Annotated in this window: 12 protein-coding genes; 11 read left to right on the top strand and 1 reads right to left on the bottom strand. The window is 36.1% G+C overall.

Annotated features, from left to right (window positions below; genetic code table 11):
- Nucleotides 1–576: 576 nt before the first annotated feature.
- Nucleotides 577–1,542, top strand: a complete 966-nt coding sequence (locus tag ALGA_RS03780) for an L-lactate dehydrogenase (RefSeq protein WP_096428065.1) — start codon at nt 577–579, stop codon at nt 1,540–1,542.
- Nucleotides 1,543–1,719: 177 nt separating this feature from the next.
- Here ALGA_RS03780 and ALGA_RS03775 read toward each other — a convergent pair whose 3' ends face one another.
- Nucleotides 1,720–2,265 (bottom strand): DUF2179 domain-containing protein, encoded by a 546-nt coding sequence (locus tag ALGA_RS03775; protein WP_096428064.1) that lies wholly within the window; start codon nt 2,263–2,265, stop codon nt 1,720–1,722.
- Between the two features lie 235 nt (nt 2,266–2,500).
- Here ALGA_RS03775 and ALGA_RS03770 point away from each other — a divergent pair, with 235 nt between their 5' ends.
- The 10 genes from ALGA_RS03770 to leuC all read left to right on the top strand — a co-directional run bounded on the left by ALGA_RS03770 (nt 2,501) and on the right by leuC (nt 16,093).
- Entirely contained in the window at nt 2,501–2,875 is a 375-nt protein-coding gene (locus ALGA_RS03770) for a NifB/NifX family molybdenum-iron cluster-binding protein (protein ID WP_096428063.1), read from the top strand.
- Between the two features lie 348 nt (nt 2,876–3,223).
- Nucleotides 3,224–5,203 carry a GNAT family N-acetyltransferase gene (locus ALGA_RS03765; protein ID WP_197705699.1) on the top strand — a complete coding sequence of 660 codons (1,980 nt, stop codon included), beginning with the start codon at nt 3,224–3,226 and terminating at the stop codon, nt 5,201–5,203.
- A gap of 291 nt (nt 5,204–5,494) precedes the next feature.
- Nucleotides 5,495–5,761, top strand: a complete 267-nt coding sequence (locus ALGA_RS03760) for a YtxH domain-containing protein (protein ID WP_096428062.1) — start codon at nt 5,495–5,497, stop codon at nt 5,759–5,761.
- A gap of 70 nt (nt 5,762–5,831) precedes the next feature.
- Nucleotides 5,832–6,200, top strand: coding sequence for a hypothetical protein (locus ALGA_RS03755; RefSeq protein WP_096428061.1), 369 nt, complete (start codon nt 5,832–5,834; stop codon nt 6,198–6,200).
- A 1,088-nt stretch (nt 6,201–7,288) separates the two neighbouring features.
- Nucleotides 7,289–9,124: a dihydroxy-acid dehydratase gene (gene ilvD / locus ALGA_RS03745; RefSeq protein ID WP_096428059.1), complete on the top strand. Its 1,836-nt coding sequence runs from the start codon at nt 7,289–7,291 to the stop codon at nt 9,122–9,124.
- Nucleotides 9,125–9,217: 93 nt separating this feature from the next.
- Nucleotides 9,218–10,954, top strand: a complete 1,737-nt coding sequence (ilvB, locus tag ALGA_RS03740; RefSeq protein WP_096428058.1) for a biosynthetic-type acetolactate synthase large subunit — start codon at nt 9,218–9,220, stop codon at nt 10,952–10,954.
- A 28-nt stretch (nt 10,955–10,982) separates the two neighbouring features.
- A complete protein-coding gene (ilvN, locus tag ALGA_RS03735) occupies nt 10,983–11,501 on the top strand; it encodes an acetolactate synthase small subunit (RefSeq protein WP_096428057.1) in 519 nt (172 codons plus the stop codon).
- 113 nt (nt 11,502–11,614) lie between these two features.
- Nucleotides 11,615–12,661, top strand: coding sequence for a ketol-acid reductoisomerase (gene ilvC / locus ALGA_RS03730; protein ID WP_096428056.1), 1,047 nt, complete (start codon nt 11,615–11,617; stop codon nt 12,659–12,661).
- Nucleotides 12,662–13,147: 486 nt separating this feature from the next.
- Nucleotides 13,148–14,641 (top strand): 2-isopropylmalate synthase, encoded by a 1,494-nt coding sequence (locus tag ALGA_RS03725; RefSeq protein ID WP_096428055.1) that lies wholly within the window; start codon nt 13,148–13,150, stop codon nt 14,639–14,641.
- 51 nt (nt 14,642–14,692) lie between these two features.
- The gene (gene leuC, locus ALGA_RS03720; RefSeq protein ID WP_096428054.1) at nt 14,693–16,093 is read left to right on the top strand and encodes a 3-isopropylmalate dehydratase large subunit; all 1,401 of its coding nucleotides are present in this window, start codon (nt 14,693–14,695) and stop codon (nt 16,091–16,093) included.
- The last annotated feature ends 25 nt before the right edge of the window (nt 16,094–16,118 follow it).

Here is a 16,118-nt window from a genome sequence, read left to right as displayed (position 1 = left end):
ACAAAGAGACGCAAGGAACACTGAACCTGTGGAGTAAAAGAATTTAACCACTAAGGAAAATGAAGTGCATCACCAAGGAACACAAAGGAAAATTGAGGGAACGGAGCCTAAAGGGCTCAAACATCTGATGAAGTATCAGCAAAAATCGATGAGTTAAAAGCTAAAAAAGAATCAGTCGAACATCATGTTAAGTCTTATTATGACCAAGCAATAAAAACTTTAGAAAAAAAATAGGCTGAAATACAAGCAAAGTATGATGATTTAAAGAATGCAAGCTAAGACAAATGGGAGGAAGCTAAAGAGGCTTTTTCATCTGCTTCCGATTCGTTTAAAGATGGGCTTTCTAAGATTTCTTCATTATTTTATTAAAACTCGAGCAGTACATCCCTAAGTGTATTGTTGGGGCAATTTGGCTTAACACAAATCTGTATCATCACTATTGCGAGTTGAAATGAAAGTTAATCTTTTGGGCAATTGTCTGACTTGAATAAGGCTTTTGTAAATGTTTATTTATTACGAGTAAATACTTTATTGTATCTTAAAAAATAATTTATCTTTTAGCTAAAAAGGAAGAAAATGGTAACAAATAGTAATACTAAAACAAAAAGTAAAGTTGTAATTGTTGGCACAGGAATGGTTGGCATGAGTTATGCATTTTCATTAATAAATCAAGGTACAGTTAAAGAATTGGTTTTAATTGATATTGACAAAGAACGAGCAGAAGGCGAAGCCATGGATTTAAATCATGGATTATCATATGCTCCAAGAAAAATGAAAATTTATGCTGGTGAATATAGCGATTGTAAAGATGCAGATATCGTTGTAATTACTGCGGGAGTTCCACAAAAAGAAGGGGAATCGAGAATTGATTTATTAAATAGAAATGCGACAATAATGAAAATTGTTGTTGGTCAAGTGATGAAAAGTAAATTTCGTGGAATTATATTGGTTGCATCCAATCCGGTTGACATCTTAACCTATGTAGCCTGGAGAGCATCAGGACTTCCACCTTCAAAAGTAATTGGTAGTGGAACCTCTCTTGATACAGCAAGACTTCGATTTGAGATTGCACAAAAAATTAATATTTCCGTTAAAAACATTCATGCATATATCATGGGCGAGCATGGTGACTCTGAATTTGTATGTTGGTCGCAAGCCTATGTTGGAGCAAAGCCACTTGTGGATGTGATTGAATCTATGAAAGAGATTGAATTCAAGCATTTAGAAGAAATTCATAACTCAGTGAAGAATGCAGCTTATGAAATTATTAAACGCAAAAAAGCAACTTATTACGGCATCGGTATGACTTTAGTTAGCATCACCTCCGCCATTTTAAATGATGAAAATAGAATTATTCCAATCTCTGTTTATAACGATGGAACTTATGATACGGTTAAGGACTTATATATTGGATTACCTGCTGTGATAAATGCTGAAGGCGTAAACTATGTTATGAAATTAAAGCTTAATAATAAAGAACAAGAACAGCTCAATCATTCAGCAAGCATTTTAAAAGGTGTTTTAGACCAAATGGAGTTTTGAAAATAGTTGATTGATAATGACAGAATAAAAGACACAATGCCCTGCTATTTTCCATAAGTAATGGCAGGGTAAGTTGTGTAACTCTATATTTAGCAGTTGAATAATAAAGCTCAAACTCATTTTAGCACACAAATTAGGACTCAGTTTAATCGGAACTTACATTGCTTATTTGGTTTATTATTTATACTGGGTTTTGGTCGGTTGCAAATAGGTCGGATCAGCAACAAATCGGATGTCTTCTATCGTATAGTATGCTTTTGGATTGTATTGCTTCACGATCGCAATTACTTCTCGCGTAACTTTCCTTTTCAAAATTAGGAAAACAATGCCTACAGCACCATTTTTTCCTTCACCAACTACACTGGTTACTGTATATCCTTTTTGACGCAATACACTCACCAAGTCATCCACTTCCGTGCGAGTAATAATTCGCAATAGTTCATATCCCATTGCAATTTTTTCTTCAATACGCATTCCAATATAAGTACCCATACCAAATCCGGCTGCATAAGCAATATAAGTTAGCCAATTGTCAAGGTTTTCCATGATTCTGGTAATTGTAATAATCCAGATCAGAACCTGAAAAAAACCTATAAGTGGAGCATACTTACGGTATCCTCTCGAGACCATGATTACCCGTATCGTGTCAAGGGATACATCACAGATACGTGCCATAAAAATTAATAATGGCAGTACTAAATAGTCAAAATAAATAGAGTCCATATTTCTGGTTATAATATTGCGTGGTAAAGTTACTATATAATTTCATCCTCTCATGTCTCTAAAATTAATACAGATAAATAGTATTTCTATTTTTAAAAGCAATACTGCAATTTATACATCCCTTATTTGGAACTATTCTGAGAATCAAAGTCTAGAGTTCTAACTAATGTTTTATTAATTTTATAAAACCAAAAGATAAAATACTTTTGTGTTAAATCAGTTAAAAAATATAAAAATGAAAATAGCAGTTCCAGTAACAAGCAGTAATCAAATTGATGGCCATTTTGGTCATTGTGAATTTTACAATGTGATTACAATATCAGAAACAAAGGAAATTGTTGATGTACAAAAGATGGAATCACCACAGGGTTGTGGTTGCAAATCGAATATTGCATCGGTTTTAGCCGATGCGGGTGTAACTGTAATGCTGGCAGGCGGAATAGGCAATGGAGCAATCAATGTCCTTAACAATTCCGGAATTGAAGTCATTCGGGGATGTTCGGGTGATGTAACCGAAGTAGTTAAACTATATGTTGAAGGTGCGGTTGCAGATAGTGGTTCGAGTTGTCAGCATACTCATGGTGAGGGAGATCATCAATGCAGTCACTAAAAATTCATTTTTCTAATGAAAATGGCGATATCAGATTGTAACATATTTTGAACTTTGGCTAAACAGGATACAGATAGGAGTATTTAACGATAGAATAAGCCAATTTTAGATGGCTTAAAATAGAACTTTTAATAACGAATAAAAGACTTATAGTTAGCGCTATAGGTCTTTTGTTGCAATAGGGGTAAGCCTTGATTGTCAATCGATAAATTTAGTTATTAAAAAGGGGGCAAATATTTTGTAAATAATAAATCTTCAATCACTTTTATTGTTTAATTTGCAATAGTAAGTAGTGTTTGTATTTAAAATAAGAGGTAAGCTTAGGCGATTATTAATCAGTGTAATAAAATGACTGTAAATATTGTTATGAATGTTAAGATAAGAAAATCCGATAGTAATGATTTTAATTTTTTAGTGAAATTAGAAGAGGCATCTTTTCCTGCTTATCAACGAAGCACAAAACAGGGTATCAAACATGGTATTCAAAGTGAGTTTCAGGAGATTTTGATTCTCGAAAATAAAGATAAGAACAAAGTTCAGTTTGGAGCTTTAGTTTTATTTAAATACAGTAAGTCATTACGAATCTATTCCATAGGTATACTGCCTGAATTTCAAAATATGGGTTATGGCGATTATCTGCTTAAACATGCATTTGAATACGCAGATCGCCAGCATTTTGAAAAAATATTGATTGAGGTAAGTGCTAAAAACACGAAACTAATTGATTGGTATAAGAACAGGGGATTTAATTCTTTGGAAACAATAGTTGACTATTACGGTGAAGGTGAAGACGCTGTAAAAATGGAGTTTAAAACCAATGTTGCTTCATGTTCTACAAAAACAACTAATATTATTGTTATTAATCAGCCGCATAAATGGACATTCCTGGATATAAATGCGAAGATTATTTCAGTAAAAGAATACATTAGTAACCCAATTTATCAGACCAATACTGATTTCAGAATATTTAACTTGTGTAGCAGCTATAAGTATCAAAGTTATGGGTACTACATTTCTTTACTTGCTTCTGCACGTGGGCAACGCATTATACCAAGTACAATTACCATACGTGATTTTCGTATCGTAAACGTGATTCATTCTATTGCTTATGATATTGAGGAATACACCAATAAATCATTGCATAAGGAGAAGGGAAATTCTTTTTCTCTGAATGTTTATTTTGGACAAACCAATACCAAAGGTTACAATACTTTAGCAGGCAAGCTTCATCAATTGTTCGAGGCTCCCTTGTTCAAAGTTGATTTTATTAAGCATGATGAAAAGTGGATTATTAAAAAAGTGCAGGTATTAACACTGAATAAGGTTGCAGAGCAGGATTTGAATTATGTGTACGAATTCGCTAAAAAGTATTTCAATAAAAAAAGATTCAACAGTACTAAACTGGTTAACTATAAGTATGATATCGCCATACTTATAAATCCAAAGGAAGAGAATTCACCTTCTTGTCCAAAAGCATTGCAGAAATTTAAAAGTGCAGCCAACCGAAAAGGATTATACTTAGAGTTTATTACAAAACAAGACATTGATAAAATCAATGAATTTGACGCCTTGTTTATTCGGGAAACAACAAGTGTAAATGATCATACTTATGAATTCTCACGTACAGCTTATGCCGAAGGTTTGGTTGTAATTGATGATCCCTGGTCTATTTTGAGGTGTTCCAATAAGATTTATCAGAACGAAATATTTAAAAAGCATAAATTATTAACCCCCGAAACAGAGATTTTCACTAAGAATTTATTTGATCCGAAGGTGTTGAATCAAATGAATTTCCCCTTGGTGTTGAAACAGCCAGACAGTGCTTTCTCATTGGGAGTGATAAAGGTTGAAGATAAAGCGGAGGCGCTAGTCGAAATAAATAAGCTTTTCAAAATTTCTGATATGGTTGTTTGTCAGGAATTTCTTTACTCCGATTTTGATTGGAGAATTGGAATAATTGATAATACGCCACTGTTTGCATGTAAGTATTATATGTACAAAGATCATTGGCAAATTTACAATTGGAAAGGCGAAGAGGATGATAAATCGGGTAATTCCGAAACTGTTACCATTGAATCGGTTCCTGAAATTGTGGTACAAACAGCTTTAAAGGCTGCTGCTTTAATAGGAGATGGTTTGTATGGTGTAGATTTAAAGATGATAGATGGTAAAGTTTATGTTGTTGAGGTAAATGACAACCCGAATATTGATGATGGTATTGAGGATTTTGTGTTAAAGGATCAACTGTACGATACAATAATAGATTCGATATACCAAAGAATAGAAATAGCCAAAAATATTCAGAAAATAGATTTTAGACGGAAATAAGGTCTGAATTTAAGTTGTGTTATGTAAATAATTTAAAAATAAAATCTAAATAGCAGAACTGCTGAGCAGATTGCTTCTGTAGCTATACTTTCGGTATATGAATGTATTCGTGAAAGTTTTGCTTGTGCTGATTTTATTATGTTTGCGTACAAATAAGATTATTTGGTAAAAAAAGTGCTTTCCAATCAATTAAAAAATTGACTGTTGCCGTAAAATTTCTTAACTTGATGTAAGGTGTTACACATCAGATTATTATATTCAATTTATTGTTTCATTTAAAAATTATATGCTATGTCAAGTACAGGAGGAATTATTGCGGGATTGCTAACTGGCTGTGCAATAGGAGTTGGTTTAGGGATTCTTTACGCTCCCGATAAAGGGGAGGTAACTCGTGAAAAAATGAAAGTGAAAGCAAAAGAAAAAGCAGAGGAAATTGAGGTTGCTTTCGATAAAAGCATGACACAAATGCGTGAAAAAATGGACGAATTAATTGTGGAATTGGAAAAGAAATTAGAAGATTTCAGAAGAAAAGAAAAGGAAGAAGAAGAATTCGTTTAATCCGCTTACTTGCAATTGAATATTGCAAGAACTAATTGAGGAAAAATTAATTTGCTAAATCAAAAAGGTATTGGAAAAAATCGCCGAGCAATTCACGCAATTAAAAGAATTACTAATTGAGTATTTCGATTCCAATGTTGAATATTATAAATTTACTGGTTTCGAAAAATTAATGCGACTCGTTGTAGCAATAACCTTTGTTGGTGTTGTTTTCGTTCTGATTGCGCTTGCCATGCTTTTTTCTGGTATTGGTGTTGCAATTTGGCTTGGTGATTTGTTGGAGAATGAAATTGCTGGCTATCTGTGTATTGGTCTCTTTTACCTGCTTTTGTTATTTTTGGTTTATCTTCTTAAAAAACCATTGATTGAGCGCCCTTTAATTAAATTTTTCCATCAGTTTCTCTTCAAAGATGAGATTAAAAAGGAAAATCAAAATTGAATTCTATCGGTTTGAACTCTAAATCGGGAAATGATTATTTTACGCATTGTCACAATTACAGATGCCTGTAAGAAAAAGATACAATATGAAACGGTTTCATTCATTAAAAGATATAAGACAGGAAAGGTATCGTCTATATTTAGAAAAGGAGTTGACCGGTTATAAATTGAAACATTTTTTTAGAAATGCTAAATCTAATTATTCTATTGAAAATCTTTTTCAGGAAAGGATTAGCAATTGGGTGGGCAGGTTCATTGGACGATTGATATGGAAAAAGTCTACGCCTACAAAACCTATGGATTCTAATAGCTAAAGAAGGTGATTTTAGAGGCTGTTGAAAATGGAAATTTCAATAGCCTTTATTTTTTGTAGTACATTTAAGTTGGAATTACGAAGGTGTTTGTGGATGTTTTGTGTCATAAGCAAGAGGCGCAAAGCTTTGCATAAAGTTATTTTAAGATTATTCCACTTGTTTTTTGTCAATTGAAAGTTACATTAATACGGGATGTGTTTTAAAATTAAAAATACTGACAGTCAATACGTAAGGCTCATTGTTTAGACGATATTTAGATAGAAAATAGCAATTGGGAATCGTAAGATTTGGAAATTGGGGATTTTTCTTTTTATATTTGTCGCATAGATTTGTCAGCGTAATCAGATCGAAAGAGAGATTGTAAATGTTCGTTGACAAAGTTAAAAACAATATGAATCTTTAGAGGTTCAAACTAGCAAAAAAAATATGCAATTTAATTCAGTACTTATTATTAGTGTCATTATTCGCGTCCTTCTGGACACGATTCGAGGCCAAGCATATTTAAATTAAACGAATTTAGTTTTACAAAATATCTAAAGCCTCTTCCAAAACGAAGGGGCTTTTTTTTGATCCGGTTATTGTATGTTATCATTTAAGGTAGTCATTATCGTCATTTTTATTTCAATCGTCATTATTAGAATGATGATGAGGGGAGACGTGCACACACAATAACTTTCGAAACAAACGAAATTATTTAGCGCTCTTTCCAACGAAAGGGCGTTTTTTTTGCCTCAAACTGAAACAAACAAGATTAACCATTAACGAATTAACCAAAATGTATAAAAACAAATTACGCAGTGATCAGACCACAAAAGGCCGAAGAATGGCAGGAGCAAGAAGCTTGTGGCGCGCAAACGGAATGGAAGAAGAGATGTTCGGAAAGCCGGTTATTGCGGTCGTGAACTCTTTTAGCCAATTTGTACCTGGACATGCACACTTGCAAAATGTGGGGCAAATGGTGAAAAAAGAGATTGAAAAATCTGGCTATTTTGCTGCTGAATTTAATACAATTGCCATCGATGATGGAATCGCAATGGGACACGATGGAATGCTTTATTCCTTGCCATCACGCGATGTTATTGCTGATAGTGTTGAATATGTTTGCAATGCACATAAGGTTGATGCGATGATTTGTATTTCTAATTGTGATAAGATTACACCTGGAATGATGATGGCAGCTATGCGATTAAATATTCCTACTGTTTTTGTGTCAGGCGGACCGATGGAAGCTGGTGAGTCGAAAGGCGAGAAGCTTGATTTGGTTGATGCCATGGTAAAAGCAGGCGACGAGAGTGTAAGCGACGAGCGCATGCAGGAAATTGAAGAATCTGCATGTCCGACTTGTGGCAGCTGTTCGGGAATGTTCACAGCCAACTCAATGAACTGTTTGAATGAGGCTTTAGGATTGGCTTTAGCAGGAAACGGAACATTGTTGGCTACTCATAAACTTCGTAAGGATCTATTTATGGATGCAGCTCATTGCATTGTAGATATCACAGATAAATATTATAGAGAGGGTGATGATCGTGTTTTGCCAAGATCAATTGCCACAATAGATGCTTTTAGAAATGCAATGACCTTGGATATTGCAATGGGAGGATCGACAAATACGGTACTTCACTTGTTGGCGATTGCCAATGAAGCTGAGGTAGATTTTACAATGAAAGATATGGATGAGCTATCTCGTATCACACCAAATTTGTGTAAAGTCGCTCCTAATTCTCCTAAATATTACATCGAAGATGTGAACAGAGCAGGAGGAATCATGAGTATTCTTGCTGAATTGGATAGAGGGAATCTTTTAAATACTGATGTGTATAGAGTAGATTCTGCCAATCTAAAAGAAACATTGGCACTAAATGATCTTTGTTCTGATAAACTGACCGATAAGGCATTGGAAATATATCATTCAGCGCCAGGTCAGTCTGGAAGAAATTTAACTTTTGCTTCTCAGAATATGGCTTTTAAAGAGCTGGATAAAGACCGAAAAAATGGTTGTATCCGAAGCATTGAAAATGCCTACACCAAAGATGGTGGATTGGCAGTTCTTTTCGGAAATATTGCGCCTAATGGAAGTATTGTAAAAACAGCAGGTGTTGATGAATCAGTTTTTGATTTTACAGGTACTGCAAAAGTATATTATTCGCAGAAAGATGCTTGCGAAGCAATTCTCACAAAACAAATTAATGCTGGTGATGTTGTTGTGATTCGTTACGAAGGACCAGCGGGTGGACCCGGAATGCAGGAAATGCTGTATCCAACCTCTTACCTAAAAGCAATGGGATTAGGTGCTAAATGTGCACTAATTACCGACGGACGTTTTTCTGGTGGAACTTCAGGATTATCAATAGGTCATGCGTCGCCCGAAGCTGGAGCCGGTGGACCAATTGCCTTAATTCAGGATGGTGATAAAATTGAGATCAGCATCCCTAAAAGAAGTATTAACGTTTGTATTTCGGATGAAGAATTAGCAAAGAGAAGAAAAGACGAAGAAGCATTTGGTGACGAAGCATTTGTACCAAGAGGGCGTAATCGTCAAGTTTCAAAAGCGCTTCAAGCTTATGCAAGACTTGTGTCTTCGGCAGATAAAGGAGCCATTAGACAATTATGATTTATTAAGGATTAAAATCGGATCCAAAAATTTAGAGGAGTTCAGGGCTTAAAGCTTTCAACTTTTACCTTTTGGCTAAAAACAGCAAACAGTATGGAAATTGCAGCAAAAACAAATAATACGAATGGAATGACTAAAACCATTGAGAATATATCGGGAGCACAGATATTGGTTCGAAGCCTAATTCAGGAAGATGTAGATACCATGTTTGGATACATCGGAGGTGCAATTATGCCTGTATACGATGCGTTGTACGATTATCAGGATGAAATGAAACAGTACATGTCGCGACATGAACAAGGAGCAATGCATTCTGCCCAGGCTTATGCACGAATCAGTAAAAAACCAGGGGTGTGTTTTACAACTTCGGGTCCTGGTGCAACAAATGTAATTACCGGATTGGCCGATGCATACCTGGATTCAACTCCTATGGTTGTAATAACCGGTCAAGTAGCCAGTGGTTTATTGGGAACAGATGCTTTCCAGGAAACAAATATGATTGGTTTGTCAATGCCGGTCACAAAATGGAATTTTCAAATTACACGAGCTGATGAAATTGCCAAGGTAATCGCTAAAGCATTTTATATTGCTCGTTCTGGTCGTCCGGGACCAGTTTTAATTGATATAACAAAAGATGCTCAGATTGCAGCAGCAGATTTTGACTATAAAAAATGCGAAGGAGTTCGTTCTTATCAGCCGGTTCCAAAAGTGAATCAATCCGAGATAGAAGCTGCAGCAGCACTAATCAATGGTGCAAAGAAGCCATTGATTTTGGCTGGACAGGGAATTTCTCTTTCGGGAGCTGAAAAAGAATTAATGGAATTTGCGGAGAAAACTCAGATTCCTGTTGCTTGTACCTTATTGGGATTATCATCATTCCCTACCGATCATCCATTGTATGTTGGAATGTTAGGAATGCATGGAAACTATGGTCCAAATATGAATACCAACGAATGTGATGTTTTGATTGCTGTTGGTATGCGTTTCGACGATCGTGTAACTGGTAATACAGCAAAATATGCCAAACAGGCAAAAATCATTCATATTGATATCGACAGGTCGGAGCACAACAAGAATATTATTGTTGATGTGCCTGTACTTGCTGATGCTAAACAAGCTTTTGTCGAATTGAACAAGTTGGTTAGCGGCCAGGAAAAAGTGGAGTGGATGAAGTCTTTCAAAGATTACTATCAGCTTGAATTTGATAAGGTAATAAGTAAGCAGGCTTATGCCAACAAGGAAAATATTAACATGGCCGAGGTAATTCGTTTGTTATCGGAGCAGACCAACGGAGAAGCCATTTTGTGTACCGATGTAGGTCAGCACCAAATGACAAGTGCCAGATATTACGAATTTAAAAAGCCAAATACTCAGATCACATCAGGAGGATTGGGTACCATGGGATTTGGTTTGCCTGCAGCCATTGGAGCTCAAATCGCTGATATGAATGCGACAGTGGTATCTGTTTCGGGAGATGGCGGATTCCAAATGACTTTACAGGAACTTGCGGTAATCAAACAGTATCATTTGCCGGTTAAAACAATCGTATTGAATAATTCATTTTTAGGAATGGTTCGTCAGTGGCAGGATTTGTTTTTCGAAAAACGATTTTCAAATACACAGTTAGAGAATCCTGATTTTGTAAAGATTGTTGATGGATACGGAATAAAAGGAAAAAGAGTATCCAAGAGAGAAGATTTGGATGCTGCAATAAAAGAGATGCTCGAAACTCCGGGAGCTTTCTTTTTGGAAGTAATTGTTGAGACGGAGTGTAATGTGTTGCCAATGATTGCACCAGGGGCTGCAGTATCGGACATGCGATTAGAATAAACTTATTTAACAGAGAAATATCATAGACATGAAAGAATATACAATAACAATTTTTTCTGAAAACGACATCGGTTTGTTGAATGAGGTAACCATCGTTTTTTCCCGAAGAAAAATAAATATTGAAAGCTTAACAGTTTCCGAATCGGAAGTAAAAGGGGTTTCCCGATATACCATCGTTGCTTTTATGGATGAAATGCGAGTTGAAAACGTGGTTCGTCAAATCGAAAAAATTATAGGGGTATTCAAGGCCTTCTATTTTGAGGATGATGAAATTGTGCATCAGGAAGTGGCACTCTTTAAAATTGCCAATTCCCCAACATTGAACGGGAATCTGGAGGCTATAATGAGAAGTCAAAATGCAAAAATACTAACGGTTCACCCGGATTTCCTTGTAATTGAAAAGGTCGGGTACAAGGCGGAAAATCAAGAGTTGTTTAATGAGCTAGAACAATTTGGTGTGTTGCAGTTTGCCCGTTCGGGTAGAGTTGCTGTATCCTGTCAGCATAAAGAGTTTACCAGTTATTTAAAAGAATTATCAAATAATTAATCAAATTTATAATAGATGTAAGATGATAGAAATGAGATGTGAGAAAATAGTAAAGGTCACATTTCAATCTCAAAATCTAATATCTCAAATCTAATATCTAAAATAGAAACAAAATGGCAACAATAAACTTTGGTGGCGTTGAAGAAAAAGTAGTTACACGTGAAGAATTTTCATTGGAAAAGGCACGTGAGGTAATGAAAGATGAAACCATTGCGGTTATCGGATATGGTGTTCAAGGCCCTGGTCAATCATTAAATTTAAAAGATAACGGTTTTAACGTAATCGTTGGTCAGCGTAAAGCTTCTAAAACTTGGGATAAAGCTATTGCAGATGGCTGGGTTCCAGGAGAAACTCTTTTCGAAATAGAAGAAGCATTGGACAGAGCTACAGTTATTCAATATTTATTGTCGGATGCGGGACAGATTGCTGTTTGGCCAACTGTACAAAAATATTTGAAGCCAGGTAAAGCTCTTTATTTTTCTCACGGTTTTGGTATCACTTACAAAGAGCGTACAAATATTGTTCCTCCAAAAGATGTTGATGTTATCTTGGTTGCTCCTAAAGGATCAGGAACTAGTTTAAGAAGAATGTTCCTAGAGGGACGTGGATTGAATTCATCTTATGCAATTTTTCAGGATGCAACAGGAAAAGCTTTTGATCGTGTAGTTGCTTTAGGAATTGGTGTGGGTTCAGGGTACTTATTCGAAACTACTTTTAAAAGAGAAGTATATTCTGATTTAACAGGTGAGCGTGGAACCTTAATGGGATGTATTCAAGGAATTTTTGCAGCTCAGTATGATACATTGCGTGAAAACGGACATACTCCTTCTGAGGCATTTAACGAAACAGTTGAAGAGTTAACTCAAAGTTTAATGCCGTTGGTTGCTGAAAATGGAATGGATTGGATGTATGCAAATACTTCAACAACAGCACAGCGTGGAGCATTAGATTGGTGGAAGCCTTTCCGTGATGCTACTAAGCCGGTTTTCGAAAAATTGTACAAAGAAGTTGCTGCAGGTAATGAAGCACAACGTTCTATCGATTCAAATAGTCAGGACGACTATCGTGTGAAGTTGGATGCTGAGTTAAAAGAACTTCGCGAGAGTGAAATGTGGAGAGCTGGTACAGCTGTTCGTAAACTAAGACCAGAAAATAACTAAATAATATAGTGATGAAATTGGGTTGGACTTGATTCAATCCGATTTCATCATTAAATAAGACAATAATATTGGTTTTAGGGAGCTTTTAACCACTTGTTGGCTATCCCATTTTCCCGAAAATTAATCTTATTGTAATTCATAGACTGACAGGTGTTTGTGTTTCTGTGGATGTATTTGAATTGGTTTGAATATCGTAGTTGTAATTGAATAATTGTTTTTCCTAAAGGCCTTAAGTTTTTAGGTTTGTTGAGGATTGGGAGATTTCTCCTGCTATTCTGAATTAACACCAAACTTTAGTAAGATGATTTATGAAAGTATTCTTAATGGTTTAAACCTGATTATTGATCTCATTATTGGAGAATCAACAAGGAACTCTGTTTAATATTCTAACTAAGGTGAGGTTATGATACAAGGTTCTTCCAAAGACAGGAGGAATTTTTTTTTGCAGCAAACACTAGTAAAGGCATACGTAAAAACACAAATACAATGAGTGATAAAATATTTATTTTCGATACCACACTTAGAGATGGTGAACAAGTTCCCGGCTGTCAGTTGAATACAATTGAGAAAATTGAAGTTGCCAGGACTCTTGAAGCTTTGGGAGTGGATGTTATCGAAGCAGGATTTCCAGTTTCAAGTCCAGGGGATTTTAATTCAGTTGTCGAAATATCCAAAGCGGTTAGTAATCCTATTATTTGCGCGCTTACCCGTGCTGTTGAAAAGGATATTGATGTTGCTGCCGAGGCTCTTAAATTTGCAAAAAGAGGGAGAATTCATACCGGAATAGGTACTTCTCCTTATCACATAAAATCAAAATTAAATTCGAATCCAGATGAGATACTTGATCGTGCTGTTCGTGCGGTAAAATATGCCAAGCGTTATGTCGAGGATGTTGAGTTTTATGCTGAAGATGCCGGTCGTTCGGATAATGAATATTTAGCCCGCGTAGTTGAAGCGGTTATTAAGGCCGGAGCTACAGTTATTAATATTCCTGATACAACAGGATATTGCCTTCCAGGAGAATATGGTGCTAAAATAAAGTACTTAATGGAAAATGTTTCCAACGTTCACAAAGCAATTTTATCAACTCATTGCCATAATGATTTAGGAATGGCTACTGCTAATTCTTTAAGCGGTGTTCTTAATGGAGCTCGTCAGGTAGAGGTTACCGTAAACGGAATTGGAGAACGAGCAGGAAATACTGCATTGGAAGAGGTTGTGATGGCTATCAAGACTCATCATGGTTTGCCTTTTCATACCAATATTAATAGTCAGGGAATTTTTGATGCGAGTCGTTTGGTTTCTTCTTTAATGAACATGCCTGTTCAGGCAAATAAAGCCATTGTTGGAAGAAATGCATTTGCTCATTCATCAGGAATTCACCAGGATGGAGTCTTGAAAAATAGAGAGAATTACGAAATTATCGATCCTGTTGATGTTGGGATTAAGGAATCGGCAATTGTTTTAACAGCCAGAAGCGGTCGTGCTGCATTAAATCATCACCTAAGTCAAATGGGTTATACATTAACTAAAGAACAGTTAGATGATACTTATAATAGATTCTTAGTGGTAGCTGATCAGAAAAAGAATTTGAGTGAAAAAGATCTTTCGGAATTAATGGGTGATGCCAATGATCTACAAAAATCAGTGGAATTGGAATTACTACAGGTCGTTTCAGGTAAATCGACCCTGCCGATGGCAATTGTACATTTGAAAATTAAAGGGGTGAGTTGTGCGGCAACTGCGGAAGGAAATGGACCTATTGATGCTTGTTTTAATGCAGTTAAAAAACTCATAGAACAGGAATTTACATTGGGCGAATTTCTTGTTCAGGCTCTTACTCGCGGAAGTAATGATTTAGGAAAAGTTCACGTTCAGGTTGAACACAAGGGGCGTGTTCATTATGGTTTTGGTGCAAATGTTGATATCATTACGGCTTCAGTAGAAGCTTTGGCTGATGCACTTTCCAAAATAATATAAAACATATTTAGTAAAAAATATTCAAATACATAATCGTATTAAAAGAGTTATATGGAACCAAAAACACTATTTGATAAAGTTTGGGATGCTCACGTAGTTGAGACAATTGATGGAGGTCCTAGTGTATTTTATATTGACAAGCATTTGATTCATGAGGTTACTAGTCCTCAGGCATTTTCGGGATTAGAGGCAAGAGGAATGAAAGTTTTTCGACCTGAAAATACTATTGCAACTCCCGATCACAATATTCCGACTGAAAATCAGCACTTAACGATTAAGGATGAATTGTCGAGAAAGCAAGTTGAGACTTTAATTGCGAACTGTGAGAAAAATGACATTACACTTTACGGCCTGAATCATCCTTACAATGGAATTGTTCATGTTGTAGGACCAGAACTGGGACATACCCAACCGGGAATGACTTTAGTTTGTGGTGATAGTCATACTTCAACACACGGTGCTTTTGGAGCTGTTGCTTTTGGTATTGGTACTTCGGAAGTGGAAATGGTTTTCGCAACACAGTGTATTTTGCAGCCGAAACCTAAAAAAATGCTGATTACTATTGATGGTGAATTGCAAAAAGGCGTTACGGCAAAAGATCTTACACTTTATGTGATTGCGCAATTGGGAACAGGCGGAGCAACGGGATATTTTGTTGAATATGCAGGATCGGCGGTTCGTGCTTTGAGCATGGAAGCTCGTATGACTGTTTGTAATATGAGCATCGAAATGGGAGCTCGTGGCGGAATGATTGCGCCAGACCAAACAACTTTTGATTATGTGGAAGGTCGTGAATTTGCACCAAAAGGTGAAGATTGGACCAAAGCGCTTGCCAAATGGAAAAAATTGAAAACCGATGACGGAGCTAAATTTGATAAGGAGTATGCGTACAAAGCTTCAGATATCGAACCAATGCTTACTTATGGAACCAATCCTGGAATGGGAATTGGAATTTCAGGATGCATTCCTTCAGAGAAAGATATAGATCCAACAGAATTGCCAACTTTCAAAAAGTCGTTGCACTATATGGGCTTCGGTTTGGGTGACAAATTGATAGGAAAGAAAGTAGATTACGTTTTTGTGGGTAGCTGTACCAATGGTCGTATCGAAGATCTTAGAATGTTAGCCTCTGCAGTAAAAGGAAAGAAAAAAGCAGATTCAGTTACTGCATGGATTGTTCCTGGCTCAAAGCAAGTCGAAAAACAGGCCATAGAAGAAGGTTTGGTTGAGATTTTGGAGGAAGCAGGATTTAAAATGCGTCAGCCTGGATGTTCTGCATGTTTGGCCATGAACGATGATAAAATTCCAGCAGGAAAATATAGCGTTTCTACATCAAATAGAAATTTTGAAGGAAGACAGGGACCTGGAGCAAGAACAATGTTGGCCAGTCCGCTTACAGCTGCAGCTGCTGCAATAACAGGAGTTGTTTCTGATCCAAGAGAATTGTTTTAATCCAAGCGTAGCAATTGTATTAGAC

This window comes from Labilibaculum antarcticum, assembly GCF_002356295.1.
Classification (GTDB): Bacteria; Bacteroidota; Bacteroidia; order Bacteroidales; family Marinifilaceae; genus Labilibaculum; species Labilibaculum antarcticum.
Note: the sequence above shows the minus strand (reverse complement) of the source record. Positions and strands in the feature narration are given on the sequence as shown.